The following is a 26,502-nucleotide window of genomic DNA, read 5'->3' as shown; positions in this document are numbered from 1 at the left end:
GCGCTAAGGTAGTGTAGGGGGTTGAGAATAAAATGAGGCGCTACCGACAACCGGAGCGCCCCAATCCCCTACCTATGCTTACTTCCAGTTAGCGACGAGTACCGCCTCCAGCTGCGTGTGCTGAGACGCAGTCAGGTTAGTCTCCGCCCCTGCGTCAACACCGAACGACGCCATGCTATCGACTAAGCTCTGAACTTGACTGTCCAATAAGGTTTTACCATTGGCCGCCTTGAACTGGTCGATATGATAGTCATTGGAAGAGTACCAGTTGTTGACCACGACCTTATCATTGGTACCGACGATACTGATCTCCAAGTTACTCCCACTGCGCCGCAACCATAGATCTTCAAGGCTGACTTCAGCGCCAAATTGCAGGGCATCAGTTCCGCCGCTTGTATCGTAGTTATTGATCGTATCTCGACCCGAACCTTTTCCAAACTGATAGATGTCATCGCCGTTGCCGCCATCCATAGCGTCATTACCAGTCCCTCCGTTGAGTACGTCGTTGCCACTACCCCCGTAGAGAATGTCATTACCCGCTCCACCTTGGAGCTGGTCGTTGCCGTCTTCACCGTTGAGCGTGTCGGCGCCATCGCCTCCGAATATCGTGTCGTTGCCGTTGCCTCCGTATACGGTATCGTCGCCAGCACCGGAGTCGATCACGTCATCACCGCTATAGCCCTGGAGCGTCTCGTCGGTATCAGTCCCCAGCAGCATTTGCGCTTTGATCTTAGTCTGATCCCAGGTGCTGCCATCGGCAAACTGGATACGATCAATCTGGTAGCCCGACGTAGCATCGCCAGCGAAGTGATTCATCACTCGCAAGCTATCGGTGCTGCCATTCACGCGGATAACCAAGTCACTGCCATCGCGTTTGATGCTGACGTCCGAAGCATTAAGATCGGTCAGCTTGACGGTATCAAGCTTGTCCGGTCGACTTTCGTAGGCATAATAAATGGTGTCTTGTCCCGAACCTTTACCGAACAGGTACGTGTCGTCCCCATTGCCACCATCCAGGCGGTCGTTACCGGCTCCGCCGTCCAGGATGTCGTTGCCATTGCCGCCGTAGAGGATGTCATTACCGGCCCCTCCCTTGAGCAGATCATTACCCTCCTCCCCGTTGAGCGTGTCTGCCCCGAGGCCACCCAGGAGAGTGTCGTTACCGCCCCCGCCATTGACCGTATCGTCACCGGCACCGGCATCAATAAGATCATCATTGCTCGTGCCCGAGAGCGTTTCATCAGCGCCTGTGCCCTGCAGCACCTGAGCCTTGATCATGGTCTGATCCCAAGTGCTGCCATCGGCAAACTGGATACGATCAATCTGGTAGCCAGCCGTAGCATCGCCAGCGAAGTGATTCATCACTCGCAAGCTATCGGTGCTGCCATTCACGCGGATAACCAAGTCACTGCCATCGCGTTTGATGCTGACGTCCGAAGCATTAAGATCGGTCAGCTTGACGGTATCAAGCTTGTCCGGTCGACTTTCGTAGGCATAGTAAATGGTGTCTTGTCCCGCCCCCTTGCCGAACAGGTAGGTGTCGTCACCATTGCCGCCGTCAAGGCGGTCATTACCGGCTCCGCCATCCAGGATGTCATTACCGTTTCCGCCATTAAGGATATCGTTCCCTGCCCCCCCTTGAAGCAGGTCATTGCCCTCCTCCCCGTTGAGGGTATCCGTGCCTGCGCCGCCCAGAAGCGTATCGTTACCGCCTCCGCCATTAACGGTATCGTCACCGGCATGAGCATCGATAACATCATCGTTACTCGTACCCGACAACGATTCATCAGCGTCTGTACCTTGCAGGACCTGCACCTTGATCATGGTCTGCTCCCAGAAGCTGCCATCGGCAAACTGGATACGATCAATCTGATAGCCAGCCGTAGCATCGCCAGCGAAGTGATACATGACCCGCAGGCTATCGGTACTGCCATTCACGCGGATGACCAGGTCGTTGCCATCGCGGTTGATGCTGACGTCCGAAGCGTTCAGATCAGTCAGCTTGACCGTATCAACCTTATTCGCTCGACTTTCGTAGGCGTAGTAAATGGTGTCTTGCCCCGACCCCTTGCCAAACAGGTAGGTGTCGTCACCACTGCCGCCGTCCAGGCGGTCGTTACCGGCGCCGCCGTCCAGGATGTCATTGCCATTACCGCCATAGAGGATGTCGTTGCCGGCTCCGCCTTGGAGAAGATCATTACCCTCCTCCCCGTTAAGGGTATCCGCGCCTGCGCCGCCCAGAAGCGTATCGTTGCCGCCCCCACCATTGATCGTATCGTCACCCGCGCCGGCATCAATCAGATCATCACTGCTGTAGCCCAGAAGCGTTTCATCGGAGTCGGAGCCTTGCAGCACCTGTACCTTGATTGTGGTTTGATCCCAGAAGCTGCCGTCGGCAAACTGGATGCGATCAATCTGATAGCCAGCCGTAGCATCGCCAGCGAAGTGATACATGACCCGCAGGTTGTCGGTACTGCCATTCACGCGGATGACCAGGTCGTAACCGTCGCGTTTGATGCTGACGTCCGAAGCATTAAGGTCGGTCAGTTTGACCGTATCGACCTTATCCGCTCGGCTTTCATTGGCATAGTAAATGGTGTCTTGTCCCGACCCCTTGCCAAACAGGTACGTGTCGTCACCATTGCCGCCGTCCAGGCGGTCGTTACCGGCGCCGCCGTCCAGGATGTCGTTGCCATTGCCGCCGTAGAGGATGTCGTTGCCGGCTCCACCTTGGAGAACATCATTACCCTCCTCCCCGTTGAGGGTATCCGCGCCTGCGCTGCCTAAGAGCGTGTCGTTGCCGCCACCACCGTAGACCGTATCGTCACCGGCACCGGCATCAATCAGATCATCACTGCTGTAGCCCAGAAGCGTTTCATCGGAGTCGGAGCCTTGCAGTACCTGCGCCTTGATCACCGCCTGATCCCAGGTGCTGCCATCGGCAAACTGGATGCGATCAATTTGATAGCCAGACGTAGCATCGCCAGCGAAGTGATTCATCACTCGCAAGCTATCAGTGCTGCCATTCACACGGATAACCAAGTCACTGCCATCGCGTTTTATGCTGACGTCCGAAGCATTAAGATCGGTCAGCTTGACGGTATCAAGCTTGTCCGGCCGGCTTTCGTAGGCATAATAAATGGTGTCTTGTCCCGAACCTTTACCGAAAAGGTACGTGTCGTCCCCATTGCCGCCGTCCAGGCGGTCGTTACCCGCGCCGCCGTCCAGGATGTCGTTGCCATTGCCGCCGTAGAGGATGTCGTTGCCGGCTCCACCTTGGAGAACATCATTACCCTCCTCCCCGTTGAGGGTATCCGCGCCGGTGCTGCCTAAGAGCGTGTCGTTGCCGCCACCACCGTAGACCGTATCGTCACCCGCACCGGCATCAATCAGGTCATCACTGCTGTAGCCCAGAAGCGTTTCATCGGAGTCGGAGCCTTGCAGTACCTGCGCCTTGATCACCGCCTGATCCCAGGTGCTGCCATCGGCAAACTGGATGCGATCAATTTGATAGCCAGACGTAGCATCGCCAGCGAAGTGATTCATCACTCGCAAGCTATCAGTGCTGCCATTCACACGGATAACCAAGTCACTGCCATCGCGTTTTATGCTGACGTCCGAAGCATTAAGATCGGTCAACTTGACGGTATCAAGCTTGTCCGGCCGGCTTTCGTAGGCATAATAAATGGTGTCTTGTCCCGAACCTTTACCGAAAAGGTACGTGTCGTCCCCATTGCCGCCGTCCAGGCGGTCGTTACCCGCGCCGCCGTCCAGGATGTCGTTGCCATTGCCGCCGTAGAGGATGTCGTTGCCGGCTCCACCTTGGAGAACATCATTACCCTCCTCCCCGTTGAGGGTATCCGCGCCTGCGCCGCCTAAGAGCGTGTCGTTGCCACCACCACCGTAGACCGTATCGTCACCGGCACCGCCATCGATCAGATCATCACTGCTGTAGCCCTGAAGCGTTTCATCGGAGTCGGTGCCTTGCAGTACCTGCGCCTTGATCACCGCCTGATCCCAGGTGCTGCCATCGGCAAACTGGATGCGGTCAATTTGATAGCCAGACGTAGCATCGCCAGCAAAGTGATTCATCACTCGCAAGCTATCAGTACTGCCATTCACGCGGATAACCAAGTCACTGCCATCGCGTTTGATGCTGACATCCGAAGCATTTAGATCTGTCAGCTTGACGGTATCAAGCTTGTCCGGCCGACTTTCGTAGGCATAGTAAATGGTGTCTTGTCCCGAACCTTTACCGAACAGGTATGTATCGTCACCACTGCCGCCGTCGAGGCGGTCGTTGCCTGCGCCACCGTCCAGGATGTCGTTGCCATTGCCACCATTGAGGACATCGTTCCCGGCACCACCGTTAAGACGGTCGTTACCATCCGTACCAGTCAGTTGAAGCGATTCAAGGAAGGCAGCCGAGGAGACGTTGGCCTTAATATCGTCGTAATTCCAGACTACGCCATCGCTGAACTGCAACTGATCGATCGCGTAACCATAGAGGCTGTTTTGGGAAAAGTGCGATCCAACCCGCAATGTTTCGCCGGTCTCCTTGATCTGGATGACCAGGTCATCGTACTCGCGCCGAATGATCACGTCCGCGGAGGTCAGACCTTCAAGGCGAATCACATCCAGCTTGTTCGGCGTGGTGTCGTTATAGGCGAAGTTACTGATGGTGTCCTGGCCTGAGCCTTTACGGAATACGTAGGTGTCTGAACCGTAGCCACCGTCCAGGGAATCATTGCCCGTGCCACCGTCGAGGACATCATTGCCGTAGCCACCGGACAGCGTGTCGTTGCCAGCTCCGCCCAACAGGGTGTCATTGCCATCTTCGCCGTTCAGCGTGTCTTTGCCATCGCCACCATCGAGCACATCATCGCCGGCACGGCCACTGAGCGTGTCGTTTCCGGCCAGGCCGGTGAGCGTATCGGCCGTCTCATAACCGATGAGGCTGTCATCACCTGCGGTCCCCGTAAGCAACGCGGACTTTATCTGCGCATTATCCCAGATCGAGCCATCGCTGAACTGCAGCTGATCGATCGCGTAACCATAGAGGCTGCTTTGGGAAAAATGCGATCCAACCCGCAATGTTTCACCGGTCTCCTTGATCTGGATGACCAGGTCATCGTACTCGCGTCGAATGATCACGTCCGCGGAGGTCAGACCTTCAAGGCGAATTACATCCAGCTTGTTCGGCGTGGTGTCGTTATAGGCGTAGTTACTGATGGTGTCCTGACCCGACCCTTTACGGAAAACGTAGGTGTCTGAACCGTAGCCACCGTCCAGGGAGTCGTTGCCCGTGCCACCGTCGAGTACATCATTGCCGTAGCCACCGGACAGCGTGTCGTTGCCAGCTCCGCCCAGCAGGGTGTCATTGCCATCCTCGCCGTTCAGCGTGTCTTTGCCATCGCCACCATCGAGCACATCATCGCCGGCACGGCCACTGAGCGTGTCGTTTCCGGCCAGGCCGGTGAGCGTATCGGCCGTCTCATAACCGATGAGGCTGTCATCACCTGCGGTCCCCGTAAGCAACGCGGACTTTATCTGCGCATTATCCCAGATCGAGCCATCGCTGAACTGCAGCTGATCGATCGCGTAACCATAGAGGCTGCTTTGGGAAAAGTGCGATCCAACCCGCAACGTTTCGCCGGTCTCCTTGATCTGGATGACCAGGTCATCGTACTCGCGCCGAATGATCACGTCCGCGGAGGTCAGACCTTCAAGGCGAATCACATCCAGCTTGTTCGGCGTGGTGTCGTTATAGGCGAAGTTACTGATGGTGTCCTGGCCTGAGCCTTTACGGAATACGTAGGTGTCTGAACCGTAGCCACCGTCCAGGGAATCATTGCCCGTGCCACCGTCGAGGACATCATTGCCGTAGCCACCGGACAGCGTGTCGTTGCCAGCTCCGCCCAGCAGGGTGTCATTGCCATCCTCGCCGTTCAGCGTGTCTTTGCCATCGCCACCATCGAGCACATCATCGCCGGCACGGCCACTGAGCGTGTCGTTTCCAGCCAGGCCGGTGAGCGTATCGGCCGTCTCATAACCGGTGAGGCTGTCATCGCCTGCGGTCCCCGTAAGCAATGCGGACTTGATCTGCGCACTATCCCAGATCGAGCCATCGCTGAACTGCAACTGATCGATCGCGTAACCATAGAGGCTGCTTTGGGAAAAATGCGATCCAACCCGCAACGTATCACCGGTCTCCTTGATCTGGATGACCAGGTCATCGTACTCGCGCCGAATGATCACGTCCGCGGAGGTCAGACCTTCAAGGCGAATCACATCCAGCTTGTTCGGCGTGGTGTCGTTATAGGCGAAGTTACTGATGGTGTCCTGGCCTGAGCCTTTACGGAATACGTAGGTGTCTGAACCGTAGCCACCGTCCAGGGAATCATTGCCCGTGCCACCGTCGAGGACATCATTGCCGTAGCCACCGGACAGCGTGTCGTTGCCAGCTCCGCCCAACAGGGTGTCATTGCCATCTTCGCCGTTCAGCGTGTCTTTGCCATCGCCACCATCGAGCACATCATCGCCGGCACGGCCACTGAGCGTGTCGTTTCCAGCCAGGCCGGTGAGCGTATCGGCCGTCTCATAACCGGTGAGGCTGTCATCGCCTGCGGTCCCCGTAAGCAATGCGGACTTGATCTGCGCACTATCCCAGATCGAGCCATCGCCGAACTGCAACTGATCGATCGCGTAACCATAGAGGCTGCTTTGGGAAAAATGCGATCCAACCCGCAACGTATCACCGGTCTCCTTGATCTGGATGACCAGGTCATCGTACTCGCGCCGAATGATCACGTCCGCGGAGGTCAGACCTTCAAAGCGAATCACATCCAGCTTGTTCGGCGTGGTGTCGTTATAGGCGGAATTACTGATGGTGTCCTGACCCGAGCCTTTACGGAAAACGTAGGTGTCTGAACCGTAGCCGCCGTCCAATGAATCGTTGCCCGTGCCACCGTCGAGGACATCATTGCCGTAGCCACCGGACAGTGTGTCGTTACCAGCTCCGCCCAGCAGGGTGTCATTGCCATCCTCGCCGTTCAGCGTGTCCTTGCCATCACCACCATCGAGCACGTCATCGCCGGCTCGGCCGCTAAGCGTGTCGTCTCCTTCCAGACCGGTGAGCGTATCAGCGGTAGCATAGCCCGTCAGCGAATCGCTGTTTTTAGTACCAATGAGGAGCGCCGCCTTGATCTGCAACCCACCCCACACAATGCCGTCACTGAACTGCAATTGGTCAATCGAATAGCCATAGAGATTATCTGGGTTGAAGTGCGAACTTACTCGCAGCGTATCTCCGGTTTCCGCAATTTGGATCACCAGGTCATCGTACTCGCGCCGAATGATCACGTCCGCGGAAGTCAGACCTTCAAGACGAATCACATCCAGCTTGTTCGGCGTGGTGTCGTTATAGACAGCGTTACTGATGGTGTCCTGACCCGAGCCCTTGCGGAACACATAGGTGTCCGAGCCAAAACCGCCATACAGAGAATCGTTGCCCGTCCCACCGTCGAGTACGTCGTCACCGTAACCACCAGAAAGCGTGTCGTTGCCAGCTCCGCCCAGCAGGGTGTCATTACCATCTTCGCCGTTCAGCGTGTCATTGCCATCGCCTCCATCGAGTACATCATCGCCGGCACGACCGCTGAGGGTGTCGTTTCCTGCCAGGCCGGTGAGTGTATCGGCCGTCTCATAACCGGTGAGGCTGTCATCTCCCTCGGCCCCGATGAGCAATGCGGACTTGATCTGCGCACCTCCCCAGACCGTACCATCGCTGAACTGCAGCTGATCGATCGCGTAACCATAGAGGCTGTTTTGGGAAAAGTGCGATCCAACCCGCAACGTGTCTCCGGTCTCCTTGATCTGGATGACCAGGTCATCGTACTCGCGCCGAATGATCACGTCCGCGGAGGTCAGACCTTCAAGACGAATCACATCAAGCTTGTTCGGCGTGGTGTCGTTATAGACGGCGTTGCTGATGGTGTCCTGACCCGAGCCTTTACGGAACATGTAGGTGTCTGAACCGTAGCCACCGTCCAAGGAGTCGTTGCCCGTGCCACCGTCAAGTACATCATTGCCATAGCCACCGGACAACGTGTCGTTGCCAGCTCCGCCCAACAGGGTGTCATTGCCATCCTCGCCGTTCAGCGTATCTTTGCCATCGCCACCATCAAGCACATCATCGCCGGCACGACCACTGAGGGTGTCGTTACCAGCCAGGCCAAATAGAGTATCGGCGCCGGTATAGCCAATTAGCCCATCGCCATTCTCAGTACCCTGAGTAACCGCTGTTCTGATCTGCGTACCATCCCAGACCGTGCCGTCCGCGAATTTTATTTGATCAATCGCGTAGCCATACGGGTTGGTATCGATCTGAGTGAAGTGAGATGCCACCCGCAAGGTGTCGCCTGTAGACTTGATCTGGATGACTAAGTCGTCCGACTCTCGCCATATGCTGACATCCGCAACAGTGAGGTCATCAAGCCGGATCACATCCAGTTTGTTCGGGGTAGTGTCGTTGTAAGAGGTATTATTAATCGTGTCCTGACCAGAGCCTTTGCGAAACACGTAGGTGTCCGAACCATAGCCACCATCCAAGGTGTCATTGCCGCTTCCACCGTCTAGAACATCATTCCCGTATCCGCCATAAAGCGAATCATTGCCCGCGTCCCCTACAAGAATATCGTCGTCATCCTCACCAAAGAGCAGGTCAGCACCCGCACCTCCATGTAGCACGTCTTTGCCAGCACCGCCATACAGCGTGTCGTTGCCTTCATCGCCAAACAGTGCATCGTTTCCGGCTTGCCCGAATAATATATCGTCACCTAGACCACCACTGATATGGTCGTCAGAAGAGTAGCCAGTCAACACGTCATTGCCATCGGTGCTTTTGAACGCGGCCATTACCTTGACTTGGTTGACGCTCCATTTGGTCCCATCAGCAAAACGGATTTCATCGACCTGGTATGGATTGTCGCCATCGTTGCTGAAGTAGCTGGAAACAGTGATCTGGTCATTGGAGTTTTTCAAACTCAGGACTAGATCGAAGCCGGAACGGGTTAAGACAATATCCTCAACAGCTATATCCGCACTGAATTCGATCGCATCGGTTTTGCCGCTGGTGGAATCGTAGTTAGCAACTGTGTCCTGACCCCAGCCACGGCTGAAGCGGTAGATGTCAGAACCCGCGCCGCCGGTCAGGTAATCATTGCCAGTGCCGCCGTCCAGAACGTCGTTGCCAGCATCGCCGGACAACATATCGTTGTCCGCGCCACCTTGCAGGAGGTCGTCCCCGGCACCGCCGAACAACGTATCGCTGCCTGCTCCGCCGTTAAGCACATCAGCGCCGTCTTCGCCAGAGAGCGAGTCGTTCCCTTCACCCCCAGAGAGCCGGTCATCGCCAGCTCCACCACTGAGTGAATCGTTACCCGCGTTGCCGTCCAAGACATCGTTGCCAGCCTGGCCATGAAGAGTGTCGTCCCCTAGACCACCACTCAAGGTGTCGTCGGTGGCGTAGCCCCAGATCGAGTCGTTGCCATCGGTGCTTTGCAGCACCATCGCCTTGACCTGGTCCAACGTCCAACTGGTGCCGTTACCGAAGTTGATCGCTTCCAGCTTGTAGTCGCTGACACCATCGTTGCCGAAGTAACTCGACACGTTAATCCGATCCGTTGTGCCACGAAGTGACAGGACCAGGTCGTCACCGGAACGGGTCGCAACGATATCTCCCGGCCCAATATCCGCGCTGAATTCGATCGCATCGGTTTTCCCGGTGCTGGAGTCGTAGTTGTTGATCGAGTCCTGACCCCAGCCACGGCTGAAGCGGTAGGTGTCGGAGCCCGCGCCGCCAGTTAGGTAGTCATTGCCGGTGCCGCCTTCCAGGAGGTCGTTGCCTGCATCGCCGTACAAACTATCGTTGTCCGCGCCACCTTGCAGGAGGTCGTCACCAGCACCGCCGAACAACATATCGCTGCCTGCTCCGCCGTTAAGCACATCAGCGCCGTCTTCGCCAGAGAGCGAGTCGTTACCTTCGCCCCCAGAGAGCTGGTCATCGCCAGTTCCACCACTGAGCGAATCGTTACCCGCGTTGCCGTCCAAGGCATCGTTGCCAGCCTGGCCATGAAGAGTGTCGTCCCCTAGACCACCGCTCAAGGTGTCATCGGTGGCATAGCCCCAGATCGAGTCATTGCCATCGGTGCTTTGCAGCACCATCGTCTTGACCTGGTCCAACGACCAACTGGTGCCGTTGGCGAAGTTGATCGCTTCCAGCTTGTAGTCGGTGACACCATCGTTGCCGAAGTAACTCGACACGTTAATCCGATCACTGGTGCCGCGCAGGACCAGGACCAGATCATCACCGGACCGGGTCGCAACGATGTCTCCAGGCGCAATATCTGCACTGAATTCGATCGCATCGGTTTTCCCCGTACTGGTGTCATAGTTGTTGAGCGAGTCCTGGCCCCAGCCACGGCTGAAACGGTAGGTGTCAGAGCCCGCGCCGCCAGTCAGGTAATCATTGCCAGTGCCGCCGTCCAGAACGTCGTTGCCAGCATCACCGAACAACATATCGTTGTCCGCGCCACCTTGCAGGAGGTCGTCACCGGCGCCGCCGAACAACGTATCGCTGCCTGCTCCACCGTTAAGCACATCAGCGCCGTCTTCGCCAAAGAGTGAATCGTTCCCAGCATTGCCGTCCAAGACATCGTTGCCAGCCTGGCCATGAAGAGTGTCGTCCCCTAGACCACCACTCAAGGTGTCATCGGTGGCGTAACCCCAGATCGAGTCATTACCATCTGTGCTTTGCTGCACCATCGATTTGACCTGGTCCAACGTCCAACTAGTGCCGTTACCGAAGTTGATCGCTTCCAGCTTGTAGTCGGTGACACCATCGTTGCCGAAGTAACTCGACACGTTAATCCGATCACTGGTGCCGCGCAGGACCAGGACCAGATCATCACCGGACCGGGTCGCAACGATGTCTCCAGGCGCAATATCTGCACTGAATTCGATCGCATCGGTTTTCCCCGTACTGGTGTCATAGTTGTTGAGCGAGTCCTGGCCCCAGCCACGGCTGAAACGGTAGGTGTCAGAGCCCGCGCCGCCAGTCAGGTAATCATTGCCAGTGCCGCCGTCCAGAACGTCGTTGCCAGCATCACCGAACAACATATCGTTGTCCGCGCCACCTTGCAGGAGGTCGTCACCGGCGCCGCCGAACAACGTATCGCTGCCGTCGCCGCCAATGAGTACATCAGCGCCGTCTTCACCAGAGAGCGAGTCGTTACCTTCGCCCCCAGAGAGCTGGTCATCGCCAGTTCCACCACTGAGTGAATCGTTCCCCGCATTGCCATCCAAGACATCGTTGCCAGCCTGGCCATGAAGGTTGTCGTCACCCAGTCCACCACTCAAGGTGTCGTCGGTGGCATAGCCCCAGAGTGAATCATTGCCATCAGTGCTTTGCAGCACCATCGCCTTGACCTGGTCCAACGTCCAGCGGGTGCCGTTGCCGAAGTTGATCGCTTCCAGCTTGTAGTCGCTGACACCATCGTTGCCGAAGTAACTCGACACGTTAATCCGATCGCTGGTGCCACGAAGGGCCAGCACCAGATCATCACCGGAACGGGTCGCAACGATGTCTCCCGGCGCAATATCTGCACTGAATTCGATCGCATCGGTTTTGCCGGCGCTGGTGTCGTAGTTGTTGATCGAGTCCTGACCCCAGCCACGACTGAAACGGTAGGTGTCAGAACCCGCGCCACCGTTCAGGTAATCATTGCCGGTGCCGCCGTCCAGAACATCGTTGCCAGCATCGCCATAAAGAGTGTCATCCCCGGTACCACCCTGCAGGATATCCGCACCGTCACCACCGGAAAGAAAATCGCTGCCTTCCCCGCCGATAAGCACATCAGCGCCGTCTTCGCCAGAGAGCGAGTCGTTACCTTCGCCCCCGGAGAGCTGGTCGTCACCGTTACCACCGCTGAGCGAATCGTTACCCGCGTTGCCGTCCAAGACATCGTTGCCAGCCTGGCCATGAAGACTGTCGTCTCCTAGACCACCGCTCAAAGTGTCGTCGGTGGCGTAGCCCCAGATCGAGTCGTTGCCATCGGTGCTTTGCAGCACCATCGCTTTGACTTGGTCCAACGTCCAACTGGTGCCGTTACTGAAGTTGATCGCTTCCAGTTTGTAGTCGCTGACACCATCGTTGCTGAAGTAACTTGATACGTTAATCCGATCCGTTGTTCCACGAAGTGACAGGACCAGATCATCACCGGAACGAGTCACAACGATGTCTCCGGACGCAATATCCGCGCTGAATTCGATCGCATCGATTTTACCGGCGCTTGTGTCGTAGTTGTTGATCGAGTCCTGACCCCAGCCACGACTGAAGCGATAGATGTCAGAACCTGCACCGCCGGTCAGGGTGTCATTACCCATTCCACCTTCGAGCACATCGTTACCGTTATCTCCTGAAAGGGAATCGTTGCCATCCCCACCCAAGAGGATGTCATTCCCATTGCCGCCAAAAAGAGTATCGGTGCCGGCACCACCGTCTAGACTATCGTCACCATCTTCTCCGTATAGTTTATCGTCACCCTGATCCCCTTCTAGGATGTCCCGCCCTGCCTGGCCATACAGAGTGTCATTACCCAATCCGCCAGAGAGCAAGTCGTCAGTGCTCCCGCCCCAAATACTGTCATCTCCGCTGGTGCTTACGAGGACTTTTAGCGAAACATCCTCAACGGTCCAAACAGTGCCATCTGCAAAACGAATTTGCTCTACAGAGTACCCATGATTCGCAACACTCTGATCGTCGAAATAACTCTGAATAGTAACTGTATCCAAACTTCCCTTGAACCGAATGATCAAATCATAAAAATTACGATTAAGGATGACGTCATCTACCGCTATATGTTCGCCAAATTTCAGTACATCTAACTTGGTGCCAGCAGCATCGGTATCCGAGTTAAGGAGAGTATCAGACCCATCTCCCTTATCGTAAATATAAGTATCAGCTCCGTCCCCCCCAACCAGATAATCGTTACCGATCCCCCCAACTAAGACATCGTCGCCGGAACCACCATATAGACGATCATTTCCCGCCATACCAAAAAGATAATCGTCTTGAGAAGTACCGTTTAATATATCGTTGCCAACACCACCGGTAGAGGAAACCAACCCTAAGCTCGATATAGCCAACGAAAACCCTGATCCACCGACGTCACCTTTGGATCTTAAGTCGTTGAGAACCTCAGCCCCAAAACCACCCGCACCCTTTAAACTACTTGCAAATTCACTCATAAGAAAAGAGGCAGCTTCAGGATCTTTCGCATATTGAGATTGAAATTCAACTACAAGCTTTGAAACATCCCAAACTATCCCACTGGTCGATACATCTATCTGTATGGAATTCACTAACGATGACAAATGCGTTTGCAACATAAGCTTACTGTAGACAACCCCTGCAAGATTATCAAATGCTTGCAGCAGAATTGCAGAAGCGGGCCCATGGGGATTAGGGTCTCTCTGTCCCCAGCACCAAGTTCCCAAATAACTCTCACCCAGGAAAGTTTCTAATGCAGCCAATTTCCGCGCATCTCCAATGACGTTACCGTAAATCTGCGTAGCTGCGCGGCTGAGTGGGTCTATATCCTGAACACCAGCCCAGTGATATATAATGTCTAGGAGCAAACTTTGACGTACGGACTCATCATCCGCTTCAGCGAATTTCTTTACCAGATCATCAAGGACTCCCGTTGAGTCACGCGCCATTGCCTGATGCAGACTATGCACGTTGCCGAAACCTTCAATATCCGGCATTGCAGCAATATTAGAATTTATGTCTACCGAGCTTAGATCAACAGTTTTCGAGGGATCTACCGCAAACCAAACATCATCCATTGCAGCGGTAGTGCCATCCAACTTTATATAGCTACCTGTCTGCCGATGTTCATTTCCATTTGCGTCAATTACGTTAGCTGATACGTCCCCATTCGCATCAGCAATGCCCGGTTCAGCGTACGCAACGTTCAACGCCTTCACACCAGCGCCCTGAAGCGTCAATAATTCGGCATTTTGCACAATGCCGTCGCTATTCTTATCAACCCAAACCTTCAACTTTGAAAAAGCTTCATCCCGGGAGTCTACAACGCCGTCATGGTTGGTATCGATATCTACGAGAGCAAGGAAACCGTTTTGAGCTTTTGCTCCGGACACCAACGCAGAATTATTACCAAAAAGCTCATTACCCGTACTTATTTTACCGTCACCGTTTTTATCCCAAACCAATAATCCGTCATTTTTACCGACCCAGCCAGTAGCTTCCGCGAAGCCATTTCCATCGTGATCAAAACTTACCCCCTGTTCGACCGAGATGGTTTCAACCCCATTCCCATCCAAATCTAAAATCAGAGGACTTCTAGTCACCTCTGCGCGACCGAACTTACTTTGAAGATCCTTAACTAGTTCCTCACCAATATTTGTAAAGGGAGAGAATACAGATGCAAAACTCTTATAAGCGTCGGCAACTGAAGCATCGGCAGGAATAGTAGGATTATCAATACCGTCCTCAATAGTTTTATTCAGATCCTCTTTTGTTATATAGTCATACACCATAGGACCATATTGACTTATCGCCATAGCCACAGAACCAACTGTTAAAGCAGTCAGAACCCAGGGAGCCGCTAGCCCTGTAATCACACCAAATCCGGCAGCTACTGCAGCAAAGTCGTACAGGACATCTGCGACATCCTTACCTGTTAACTCGCCTTTATCGACCTTATCAAAAAAATTTGAAAGACTACCTACGGCGCCTCCTTGACCAAGTAAAAAAGTAGCATACGCCTTGCCGAACGGTCCTCCGACTTTGGCCGCAATCTGCACACCAACAAACTGGATCGCATTTGTTGCACTTTCTATATTAGATGCACTGCTCATTTAATCTTCTCCATGACATAAGCAATAATTAGCAAAACGAAACCCAAAACTATTAATGACAGACCAATCCGACCTAAAACAGCTGTAATTCTAAAATAAAAGAACTCATCATTCTCTTTTTTTGTCCGACTAGAGCTATTTTTTAGGGCGTCTATTCTTACCTTTATTTTTTTTGAGTAACCCAAAAAATCACTCATACAAAAATAAATAGCAAGACCAAAAATTATACATATAGCCGAAAACTCACGCATGATAAAACCTATATTTTTCGGCAACCTTATTAACATCGAGACCTTTAGTAATAATGCATGGATAACTGGCCGACGGATCAACTATATAACTAAAACCGTTCAAAAAAGACAACTGCACCGACGACACACTTACCAAACCCATGACATCCCTCTCACTGAACGATAATTTTATTTAATAGATCCAAGATCTTTTTATCTACATCCTTATAATCCACACGCACCAGATCAAATCGATAAAGGACTTCGTATCCATTCCCATACATGCGATCTGATTCACCTGTAGATAGACCGGAGGTCACATAAACAGTTTGATTATCAGCGCCTATAAAAACAGATATTCTTCACCCCCTAACCACATAGATACTACCATCACGACTCACGTCAACCGGCTGAAACCCTTGAATTGCATAGTAAGATCGAGAAATAGCTTTACTCACTCTCCTCAGTCTAACTATCACACTATTTGTCTCTGCAAGAGAGTCCCGGACAATATTGTAACGTGATAGATCAAACCCAAAGGTCAGCACATTTGAACCATTAAACCTAAACAGCGAACACTCACACCCACTTACCTCAACCACAAATGGACCATGTACACATATTTCACTAGGCAACTGTACTGACTGCCCATTAGCCATTGTGCTGTAGATATTTACAAAAAATGCTAGACCCGCAATCCAACCGGCATTTTTAAAAAAATTAAATGCATCCAATTTAGCGCTCATTGATGCTTCCACTGAGATGCTGTTGCAAGGGGCTAAGAAAATACTCTATGACCCGGCGCTGATCTGTCTTCACTTCCGCAGTGATGGCCATACCAGGAGAAAGCATAACCTTCTGCCCATCAATAGTAAGATAGTCGTTAGTCAATCGAATTTTACTACTATAGATTAATCCTCGTTTTTCATCTTCGATTGCATCGTTGGAAACGCTGAGCACTTCGCCGTCAACTGCACCGTACTTGGTAAATGTGAAGGTTTCGACCTTGACGGTCACCGGCTGCCCCGCATGTACAAACCCTACATCCTTATTCTCCAGCATGGCTTCAACCTCTATCGGCTGACCTGTCGGCACAAGAACTAATAACGGTTGCGCAGGCGTAACGACTCCACCAATGGTGTGTACAGCCAATTGTTGAACCGTTCCATCTACAGGAGCCTCCAGTGTGGTGAGGCCTTCTTGGTAACGTGCCTTCGCCAAATCTTGACTAAGCGAAGAGACTTTCTGATCTGCTTGCTGAAGCAAATCGAGCATGGCGCGGCGTGTTTGAGCGATGACACCTTCGCGGCGTTGCTCCGCTTGCTGTCTAGCAGCGGTCGCTTGAAGAATATTGACTTGTTGGACACTAAGCTGGCGCTCAATTTCAAGACGAGCCTGCTCTTTTTCAAGATAAGCGTGACGCGCGATGTACTGCTTTTCTAACAAATGTTGATAGTCTTCAGCCAGCTTACTCGCAATGGGTAAGCTCTTTTGCAAACTTGCGACTTGTGCTTGGGCAGATTGGACGTCGGCTTGTCGCTGGCGTATCTCTGCCTCGGCAGTGTCCAGACTGCTCCGATATTCCTGATACTGGCCATGAAGCCAGCGCTCTGCCGCGAGTACGTGCTCAGGGTCGGCACCGCGAATAGTGCCGGCTAACGGTCGAGGCACCTGTTTATAAGTAATCGCGTCTAGCATGGCACCGGCCCGGGCATTGTCGACACGTGCAGCAAGTAGATCGCTTTGGACTCGACTGACATCGGCGTCGGCTGAAGTGGAATCCAATTCCAGCAACAGTTCGCCAGCCTTTACCGATTGTCCGTCGCGAACATGAATCGCTTTCACCACTGCAGTCTCACTGGACTGAATCACCTTGGTCTTACCACTGGGAATAATTTTGCCGGTGGCCGTAGCCACCACATCGATTTTTCCCATGCAAGCCCAAAGTAATGCCAATGCAGCGAACCCCATGATCGCCCACATGAAAACTCGCGGTGCGGGATGGCTGGGCTTTTCCTGCAACTCTAAAGCGGCTGGTAAAAACTGCACTTCATGGGACAGACGTTTCGGTACGTCCATATCACGACGGTGACGCCAAGACTGACGCCAAACGCTACGATAGCGGTGTAGGAGCCCGGTTTTATCGGTGTCAGACATGACCGCCCCCTTGCTGCAGGCGATGCAGACGCGAGTAGTGCCCAGCTTGATGGGTCAGAAGTTCGGCGTGACTACCTTGCTCAACGATCTGGCCTCGGTCCACGACGATGATCCGGTTTGCATCCCGCACGGCGGAAAGGCGATGCGCAATGATGATGACGGTTCGTCCTTTACAGATGGCCTGCATGTTCTGCTGCACAATCCGTTCGGACTCGTAGTCCAAAGCACTGGTCGCTTCGTCGAAAATCAAAATACGTGGATTACCCATGAGTGCGCGGGCAATCGCGACTCGCTGTCGTTGCCCACCGGATAACGAAGCACCATGTTCGCCTACAACAGTGTCGTAGCCTTCTGGAAGCTCCAGAATGAACTCATGAGCCCCTGCTAGTTTGGCGACCTGTATCACTACTTCAAGCGATACCCCCGGATCACTCAGAGCAATATTTTCACGAATGCTCCGATTGAAGAGCATATTGTCCTGAAGCACCACACCGATCTGTCGACGCAAAGAAGAAACGTCTGCTAGAGCCAAGTCCATGCCATCAACCAGCACCCGACCACGCTCCGGCACATAGAGGCGCTGCAGCAGACGTGTGAGTGTGCTCTTCCCTGAACCAGAACGCCCCACAACACCAATGACTTCCCCAGCAAGGATATTGAGACTGACACCCCGGAGAACTTCCGAACCATCCGGGCGATAGCGGAAATGCACTTGGTCAAATTCGATTTGACCTTTGATCGGGGGGAGCGCGCTGCGCGTTGCCTGGGATAACTCATTGCGGGTATTCAGGATGTCGCCGAGTCGCTGCACGGAGACCCCGGTCTGCTGGAAGTTGGTCCACAGTTGAGCAAGGCGCATGATCGGTTGCGCCACTCGACCTGCAAGCATATTGAAAGCAACCAGTTGTCCAACTGTAAGGTGGCCGTCGATAACCAAACGAGCGCCGAACCATAGGGTGGCAACAGTGACTAGCTTACCGATCAACGAAACGCTTTCGTTCGCTACCGTTGATAGGGTTTGGGTTTTGAAACCAGCGGCGACGTAACCTGCCAATTGGTTATCCCATTTGCGGATGACTTGTGGCTCGACTGCCATGGATTTAAGCGTGTCAATACCATTTACGGTTTCTACCAGGAATGCCTGATTCTCGGCGCCCCGCCCGAAGCTGTCGTTGAGCCGGGCCCGGAGTACGGGTGTGATCAATACCGAAACAAGAACATAAAGCGGCAGCGAGAGCAGCACAATCAACGTCAACACGCCGCTGTAGTAGAACATCACCGCGATAAACACCACGGAGAACAGCACGTCCAGCAATAAGGTGATGGCGTTACCGGTCAGGAAGCTACGGATATTTTCTAACTCTCGCACCCTCGCCACCGAGTCACCGACCCGCCGTGCCTGAAAATAAGCCAGGGGTAAGGTAATAAGGTGTCGAAAAAGTTTGGACCCCAGCTCCACATCGATGCGGCTAGCAGTATGCGCAAAAACGTAGCTTCGCAGCCCAGACAATGCGGATTCGAACATCATCACGCCAGCGAGGCCGACAGCGATGACATCAAGCGTCGTCAAGCCATGGTGGACCAACACTTTGTCCATCACCACTTGGAAAAATAGCGGAGTGATCAGCGAGAAAATCTGCAGAACGAACGACACCAGCATTACTTCGCCCAGCAGCTTGCGGTATTTGACGATGGCCGGAATGAACCAGGTGAAATCGAATCGCGAGGACTCGCCTGGATTTCCTGCTTCGGACCTTAGCAACAACACCTGCCCAGCCCATCGGGCTTGCAGTGTTTCAAAGCTAATGATTTCAGGTCGCTGGGAACGCGGATCATGGATTAAGGCCTTACCCTGATCCAAGCGGGCGATGATGAAGAAACCGCCATCTATATCCACTGCAATTGCTGGAAGCGGGGTGCGGTCCAGTCTATCCACTGAGGTTTTGGCAGCTTTCGCTTTAAGCCCAAGCTTTCGAGCTGCCAGCAAGAGGTCCGCTTGCCCCAAGGGTTGGTTCGAAGAACCAAACTCATGCGCCAGTTGCTCGGCGGAAGCCGCCACATGATGGAATCTAGCCAGCATGACCAATGAGGCCAGACCGGTGTCCATCGGTAGAGAGCTCTCGGGCATATTGTCGCCCACTCCTTGGTCGTTCATCTCGCTTCCCTACAGGTGTAGCATTTTGGACATCGTATATGCTTGGCTAGTTAGTCTCAATTGGCCAGCTTAGACTCTGCGACAGTTTAAGATGTAGGTGTCAGACCTAGATCTTTTTGGTAGAAATATGCAGCGCGGACGGTGCCTAGCGTTAGTTAGTCAAGAACGTTACTGCCGCCCGAAACTTGCTTCCTGAGCCCTGGTGGCAGGAAATCACGGTCCGCCTCGTAGTCCTGCTTAAGGTACACCGATAAAATTTTCAGATCGCTAGGGCTAAGGGTACCGGCAGCCTGTTTGAGTTTAAGGTTGTCCAGAATGTAGTCGTATCTGGCATCGTTGTAATCACGCACCGCCGCATATAGTTGCTTTTGGGCGTTTAGCACATCAGCGGTATTACGTGACCCAATATCCATGCCTACTTGGTTGGCCTCAACAGATTTTTGCCCAGAAATGATGCTCTGCCTGCGGGCGAAAATTTGCTCGATGTCAGCATTGATTCCACGGAAAGCGTTACGCGTGTTGAGCACTACCTCGCGAAGGCGATCCTCGTGCTCATCCTGACTTTGGTAAAGACGTTCCGTGGACTCCTTCACCTGCGAACGAGTCATACCGCCAGAGTAAAGCGGAATACTCAACTCTATGCCGATGCTGCTTTGCGCAACGTTACCCCGATAACCATTCCCTCCGAAGTCAGTCGGGTTGCTGTAGCCGAAACTATCATTGTCACCCTTTCGATAGGAGCCAACCGCATCTAGTGTGGGCGCATAGCCCGCTTTGCGCTGCTGAAGCGTCTCCTGTGCAGCGACGACCGCGTAATCGCTGGCTTGCAATTGCAAGTTTTGTTGAATCGCGGTGGTCACCCAAGACTTAGCTTCATTGGGGACTGGCGGTTCGATAGGTAAGTGATGCCCCATACCAGCAATCGAGTCATAGGATTGCTTAGTCAGACGGGCCAAAGCCTCGTAAGCGTCGTCTACTTTACGTTGCACCAGTTGGCGGTTTGCGCGGGCATTGTCATAAGCTGCCTGGGCATCATAGACATCGGTAATGCTCGAAGCGCCATCCTCCAATCGCCCTTGCGCTTGATCCCGTTGACGCAACAGTGCAGCCTCTTCTGCTTTTGCTGCGGCAAGACCGTCTAACTGACGAAGCGTTTCGAAGTAAGCCTGTGCAGCGCTGAACACAAGGGCCTGCTCCTTTACCGAAAGCTCAAGCCCCGCCTGAGCCGAACTCGCATGTGCGGCCTTGAGTTGATACCAACGATCGATCCGAAACAACGGCTGACTCAGATTGGCACGAAAAGTCGTTCCACTGCGCTCACGGGTTAGCGACGGCTCGTCACGCTCAAGACGAGTCGTTTCTGACGTGGCGCCAGCACTCAGCTGTGGCAGCAGGCCAGAGAGTGCTTGGGGTACGGCTTCGAGTTGCGCCTGATAAGCATGCCGGGCAGCCGAAAGCTGCGCATCATTGAGCGCTGCTGACTCATACACGCCAAGCAAATCAGCATGATTTGCAGATGCGTAGTCCATTGAATTAACTAGTGGACTGCAAATGGAGACCGCAAGCAACGCAGCTCCGCGAAGGGGGGCATAGAGCTTCATCAACTGTCCATGTAAAAGGAAGACCACTCAATAAGCGAACCGATCATGGAATGACCAGGTAGCAAGCAATTCGGCTGCAAACCGAATCTTTAATTTTCACCTCAGACTCTCCGACAACCACTTGTAGCTTCTATTTACTCCTCATGAGCGGCTGCCCACTCAGCCCCGGCAGGACCACTAAGCCAACTAACATTTAGAGATAGGCCAACTAAACCGATAAAAATCCGAAATATGAGAAGGTATCGTATCAGTAATAGCGTTTAGCCCTAACCGTACTAAGCAGTAAACAGCACGCCGCGATTTCGGTCAATCCGCATCGCACTAAATTTTGACAGATGAGAGGTAGGGACGTGTGGGGAAGCCTCTCTGCTGCGAAGGGTGGCAGATTGTGTAAGGGTGCTTGGAGTCGAAGCTAGCTATAGTTCCGAGCCAATTCAGACTGATCAATATGGCATCTAGTAGTTGGATTTCGCTACTGAGGATTACCCCCACCCTATTCATCGCCGAGCACCTAGACCATGAACTAAACCGGAGTCGGCATCGATATCTAAGTGAGTTTTCACCCCGAAAAATATTGATTTCCCGTCCTGGCTTGATTCATTTCTGGATCACGTTCTCCGTCCTTGTTCTTGGTCGAACTCGGGGCATTCCGTCGGGAATACATTCCGTTCAAAATCAGTTTTCCAGAAGCACCACACGCTTCCACGTAGTTGACTGTGTCCGTATTCCTACCCCGGACACACCGCTATGTCACCACCATATGACCTATCAACCCCCTCCCTTCCAGCTTTTTTGAGACTGCTTGCGATAACCACCCTACTGCTTGCCGTCTCTGTTGCAAACGCAGAAACCGTGATCATCGCCGATAACCATCAACACATCAGCGCAGGCCCGGACACACGCTCAATAAATCTTGATCTCCCAAGCTTCTTGGAAGCTGACCTTTCAACCAATCTCCCACCCGACCCAACAAAAGCCCAAACCATCATCCAACAACGTCTAACCCCCGACCTAACCGCCCGCATAACCAAAGCCCACCAAGACGTCGCAGACGCCTGGAGCATGGGCATCACCAAAAGCCCCGCGGTAGTGGTCGATCAAAAATACGTGGTCTACGGCGAAACCAACGTCCAGCGCGCGCTCGATCGCATTGAGGCGTATCGGGAGGCGAACCCATGAGCCTGCTCGCCCTTCACCGACAAATCAGACGCGCCCTGCCCGCTCTGATGCTGATGACAACACCCGTCTTCGCGCTCAACACCGCAATCATCGTGCCCTCAGCGTTTTCCCCCACCTGCATGGACTACCGAGTCGTCGGTGTCTGCTACTGGCTGCGCTGCACCACCTTCGGCTGCAAGGTAAAAACCTCTGCCAAGGTCGGTCATTACGTCCCCGATGCCGTGGTGTCTAGCTACTCCTCGACCGGGCAAAACCCGTGGGTTGAAGTGCAGGCATTGAGCGCGGCCACGTCGACGTCCAAGGGCGGTGGAAGCGGGACGACCAACAACGTGCATGAGAACAATCTGGCTGCATTTAAGAATGTCGATGTCATCGGCCACCCCGGGATCATCGCCTTCAACGCTTTCGCCAGCGGATCGGGTTATGCCTGCTCGGGTGCCGGCACGCCTTACATACCCAACATGCTCAGCACCCTGGATTACATCGGTTGGCGTTACGGCGTTCCCGAAAGCGTTTATCCGCAATCCATCACACCAGGTCTGCGTGAGATCGGCAGTCGTTCGACCTTGAATCTGTGGGGCAACGTTTATCCGCGCAGCGGTTTCCTGCATCAGGCCGACGACTTCAAGGCTGCTGCAGTCATGGCCCAACGTGCTGGCGACATTGTCACGCGCAATGGCCAGGTCCACGTGTACCAGCCACTACTTGCCATGCCACAGCCGGGTTACTGGCCAGCCGGTGAGTTGCGGGAGACGGAAAAGCGTACCGGTAAATGGCAGCAGCTAGCCCCTGTTATGAGCTCCACCTGCTCTGTTTTCCCGGACTCCGCGCCTGCTATTCAAGCCAGGGACGGCGGGTACGCATGGGCGCTCTGGCGTCCTTACAGCTGCTGCAAGCGCGAAGGGCAAACCTTCCTCGGCAGCACCGGCGCTTATTAATTCATTCAACTCTCAGGAGGCCAAACCATGGACCGGTTTTATCCAATCGCCCTGCGTCGATTTTGGCGGCAGGTCATGTTGCTCGCTGTACTTCCGATCGGTACCGCTCAAGCCGAGCCCATCAACGCCGGAGCGTCAGGCAGTGTCCTTGGTGACGACGTGCTGTACAGCATCGGCGGCGGAAGTGCCGTATCGATGGGACGCGCCGGGAACATGCAAAACATCGGCGTTGGTATGGGCTGGAACAGCAACCTGATGTGCGGAAACATGGACCTGTCCACAACGCTGCAGAACCAGCTCAATGGCACGACTGATGGATTCAAGAACATCATGAGCAGCGTCATCCAGAACGCCACCGGTGCCGTAGCATCCCTGCCGGCGCTGATCATTCAACGCGCAGATCCCGGGCTGTACAACCTCCTCACCAACGGCATCCTCCAGGCCCGCGTGGACTTTGATCGATCAAAGTCCAGCTGCATGGCCATGGCTCAAAGGATGGTCGACGTCGGCAGCAAGCAGACTGGTTGGGGCGCGCTCGCTGATGGCCAGGCCATGAAGGAAGCAGTCAGCCAAAACAACGATGCCGTCGCCGCGACCAAAACCGCCGAAGCCGACAAGGGCAATACCGGCGTGCCGTGGATTGGCGGTCAGAAGGCCGGCGGACGCAGTCAGCAACCGATTCGTGTCGTCGGAGGGGTCACCCGAGCTGGCTACAACCTGCTGAACGGCCGCAGCGCTGTCGACACGTCCTCGATCAGTCAAAGCAGCTGCAACAGCGGCATGTTGTGCGGTACCTGGAAGTCTCCGGACGAAGCAGCGCAGTTTGCCAATCGAGTTCTTGGTGAAGTGGAACAGCAGACCTGCGAAACCTGCGTCAAAACCAGCGCCACAGCGGGGGTTGGTCTCACACCGCTCATCCAGGAGGAGTACGACGCCAAGCTCAAGGGACTGCAAGAGCTCATCTCTGGCAGCAAGCAGCTCACACCTGAAAATCTAGCCGCGGCTGGCAGCAATTCACTGCCCATTTCACGGGGTGTCATCACCGCCCTCAAAGACGAGCCTGACCAGGAACTGCTGGCTCAACGTCTTGCTTCCGAGATCGCCGTCTCCAGCATATTGGAAAAGGCCCTGCTCCTGCAGCGCACCCTCCTCGCTGGCAACAAGGAACCCAACGTGGCGGCCAACGAGATTGCCACCAGCACCATCAGCAGCGAAAGCCAGAACCTCACCCTGGAAATCGACAACCTGAAAACGGAGCTCGAGCTCCGGCGATCGCTGGCCAGCAACTCGGCCACGGCAATCATCGCGCGCCACAAGGAGCGTAAAGACAACTCGCGCGCCATCTACCAGGGCGATACCGAGATGAACCGTCTGGACGAAACCCAAAAACCTGTCACTCAAGAAAATCCATAGGAGGCGTCATGAAGATAGGGATGATCAAACACAACCGTTTCTTCCAATTCAAATACTGGGGGCTGATCGGTCTCACCGTACTGATCATAGCGGTCGCAATACTCTTCAACATTTTCGGCATCTACCTGACGGGGGGCCTGGAAAGCTGGATCGCCTGGCTTGCCGACTCTTACTGGTATTTCTTTGCCTGGCGGATGGTGCTGTACGTCGCAATCGTCTCGGGTTGGGTCTGGCTACGTAGGCGCATTTTCGCTCGCGAGCCTGAGTCACGCCGGCGCATAAACCGGGCCGAAATCGCCTTGGCCACCACTTTCGTGCTGGCGGAAATTGTCCGCAGTCAGCCGTATTGGGCATAGGAGGAAGGATATGACGCTCTATACCAATGACTATCTGGAGTACTACCTCACCCTCGTCGGCTGGCTGATCAGTAACGGCATTTGGGAAGTCCTGATGGACTGTGGCCTTTTCGCTCTTGCCTTGGTGGCAATCATCCTCCAGGAATGGCTCAAAGCCCGGGGCGAAGGTGCCGATGAAGGCAACAAAGGCATGCTCTCGACGTTGCGCATCGAGAACCGCCTGTGGGTGGCCACTGCGGTCATGATGTTCGCCGGCATTCCGATGGTTGACCTGGATTTGAACACGCTCAAATTCGACGACACGCGGTCGCAGCAATGTCAGTACCAGGTGCCGCAACCTCAAGACACGCGCTGGGGCAATCCTTCACCACGCTGAATAACCAAAGCGCCAAAGTCCCGGCCTGGTGGTTCTTCGTGCACTCGATATCCAAGGCCGTCACCGCGGCCGCTGTCGCGTCGATACCGTGCGGCACGGATCTGCGACAAATGCGAATGGAGGTCAGCAACACCCGAATTCACAACCCCCTCCTCGCCCAGGAAATCGCCGACTTCACCAACGACTGCTACGCCTCCGCCCGGGCCAAACTGTTCATGAACCGGCCCCAGCTGGACGCCAAACTCATGAACGACATCAACTGGATCGGCTCGAACTACTTCACCACTCAGCCAGGCTATTACGACACCTACTACTCGCGATCGCCTCGCACCGAGTTTCCGTACGACCCTGTGCGTGACGCGACCATGCCCCGGGTGAAAAATGAAGGCGGCTTTCCCATGTGCAACCAGTGGTGGGGAGACAGCACGAACGGCCTGCGCACTCGTCTGCTCAACCAGGTCGATACCAGCCTGATGGAGCGATTCGTGAACTGGGCGAGCTTCATGACGCCTCAAGAAGTGAACGACGCGATCATTCGTGAAGTGGCATCGCCGCGCAGCCAGCGCATGACACAAGGACAGGTTTATACGGATTACGGTGGTCAGGTCGGTGGCTCACTGTTCAACGACATGAGCCGCGTGACAGGTGCTGCGGGATTGGGTGTCGGCTCGCTGGCTTACTTTCCCGCGATGGACGTGGTGCGTCAGGCGTTGCCGATGGTGATGGCGTTGCTGAAGATGGCGTTGATCATCTGCATACCGTTGGTGCTGACGTTTAGCACGTTTGATTTGAAGGCGGTGATTACGGTCTCGTTGGTCCAGTTCGCGATGATCTTCGTCGACTTCTGGTTTCAACTGGCCCGGTGGTTGGACACGACGATTCTGGATGCGATGTATGGGGGGAGCTCGCCGCATGCGACGCTGAATCCGTTGCTGGGGGCGAATAATACGCAGGCGGATATGCTGTTGAATTATGTGATGGCGGCGATGTTTATCATTTTGCCCGGTTTTTGGATGGGTGCTCTCAGCTGGGTGGGAGTCAAGGCCGGTACCGCTCTAGACGGGCTAAAACAAGGATCCAAAGGAGGCGAAAGCGCCGGCGCAGAAGGAGGAGAAAAAGTGAAGTCGACAGTTAAATCAGGGATGAAATAGCTA

Annotated in this window: 10 protein-coding genes and 2 pseudogenes; 5 read left to right on the top strand and 7 right to left on the bottom strand. The window is 54.3% G+C overall.

All coding sequences use genetic code 11. The features are described from left to right. Window positions 1–78: 78 nt before the first annotated feature. The 7 genes and pseudogenes from AC1MEE_RS06165 to AC1MEE_RS06135 form a co-directional block, all read right to left on the bottom strand. Window positions 79–14,943 carry a calcium-binding protein gene (locus tag AC1MEE_RS06165; protein ID WP_480414426.1) on the bottom strand — a complete coding sequence of 4,955 codons (14,865 nt, stop codon included), beginning with the start codon at window positions 14,941–14,943 and terminating at the stop codon, window positions 79–81. After that, window positions 14,940–15,194, bottom strand: a complete 255-nt coding sequence (locus AC1MEE_RS06160) for a hypothetical protein (RefSeq protein WP_480414425.1) — start codon at window positions 15,192–15,194, stop codon at window positions 14,940–14,942. Before AC1MEE_RS06160 ends, AC1MEE_RS06165 begins: the two co-directional genes overlap by 4 nt. Before the next feature lie 341 nt (window positions 15,195–15,535). Further along, the gene (locus AC1MEE_RS06155) at window positions 15,536–15,919 is read right to left on the bottom strand and encodes a hypothetical protein (RefSeq protein ID WP_480414424.1); all 384 of its coding nucleotides are present in this window, start codon (window positions 15,917–15,919) and stop codon (window positions 15,536–15,538) included. Further along, window positions 15,909–17,330 carry an HlyD family type I secretion periplasmic adaptor subunit gene (locus AC1MEE_RS06150; RefSeq protein WP_480414423.1) on the bottom strand — a complete coding sequence of 474 codons (1,422 nt, stop codon included), beginning with the start codon at window positions 17,328–17,330 and terminating at the stop codon, window positions 15,909–15,911. The genes AC1MEE_RS06155 and AC1MEE_RS06150 overlap by 11 nt, the downstream gene beginning before the upstream one ends. Next, window positions 17,323–19,485, bottom strand: coding sequence for a type I secretion system permease/ATPase (locus AC1MEE_RS06145; RefSeq protein ID WP_480414422.1), 2,163 nt, complete (start codon window positions 19,483–19,485; stop codon window positions 17,323–17,325). Before AC1MEE_RS06145 ends, AC1MEE_RS06150 begins: the two co-directional genes overlap by 8 nt. Window positions 19,486–19,640: 155 nt before the next feature. Then, on the bottom strand, window positions 19,641–21,014 hold the full coding sequence (locus AC1MEE_RS06140; protein WP_480416166.1) for a TolC family outer membrane protein: 1,374 nt from the start codon (window positions 21,012–21,014) through the stop codon (window positions 19,641–19,643). A gap of 584 nt (window positions 21,015–21,598) precedes the next feature. Continuing rightward, a pseudogene (locus AC1MEE_RS06135) lies at window positions 21,599–21,735 on the bottom strand (IS5/IS1182 family transposase); the annotation flags it as partial. A 203-nt stretch (window positions 21,736–21,938) separates the two neighbouring features. Between AC1MEE_RS06135 and AC1MEE_RS06130 the strand changes: the two are divergent. From AC1MEE_RS06130 to AC1MEE_RS06110, 5 genes and pseudogenes are all read left to right on the top strand, one after another. Beyond that, window positions 21,939–22,265: a TIGR03757 family integrating conjugative element protein gene (locus tag AC1MEE_RS06130; RefSeq protein WP_480414421.1), complete on the top strand. Its 327-nt coding sequence runs from the start codon at window positions 21,939–21,941 to the stop codon at window positions 22,263–22,265. Then, on the top strand, window positions 22,262–23,203 hold the full coding sequence (locus tag AC1MEE_RS06125) for a TIGR03756 family integrating conjugative element protein (protein WP_480414420.1): 942 nt from the start codon (window positions 22,262–22,264) through the stop codon (window positions 23,201–23,203). Before AC1MEE_RS06130 ends, AC1MEE_RS06125 begins: the two co-directional genes overlap by 4 nt. Before the next feature lie 75 nt (window positions 23,204–23,278). Next, window positions 23,279–24,616 (top strand): integrating conjugative element protein, encoded by a 1,338-nt coding sequence (locus tag AC1MEE_RS06120; RefSeq protein ID WP_480416165.1) that lies wholly within the window; start codon window positions 23,279–23,281, stop codon window positions 24,614–24,616. A gap of 8 nt (window positions 24,617–24,624) precedes the next feature. Continuing rightward, window positions 24,625–24,972: a hypothetical protein gene (locus tag AC1MEE_RS06115; RefSeq protein ID WP_480414419.1), complete on the top strand. Its 348-nt coding sequence runs from the start codon at window positions 24,625–24,627 to the stop codon at window positions 24,970–24,972. A gap of 10 nt (window positions 24,973–24,982) precedes the next feature. Then, window positions 24,983–26,499 (top strand): annotated as a pseudogene (locus AC1MEE_RS06110) (conjugal transfer protein TraG N-terminal domain-containing protein). Window positions 26,500–26,502 lie beyond the last annotated feature (3 nt).

It is taken from the genome of Pseudomonas sp. ASL3 (genome assembly GCF_056680425.1).
Note: the sequence above shows the minus strand (reverse complement) of the source record. Positions and strands in the feature narration are given on the sequence as shown.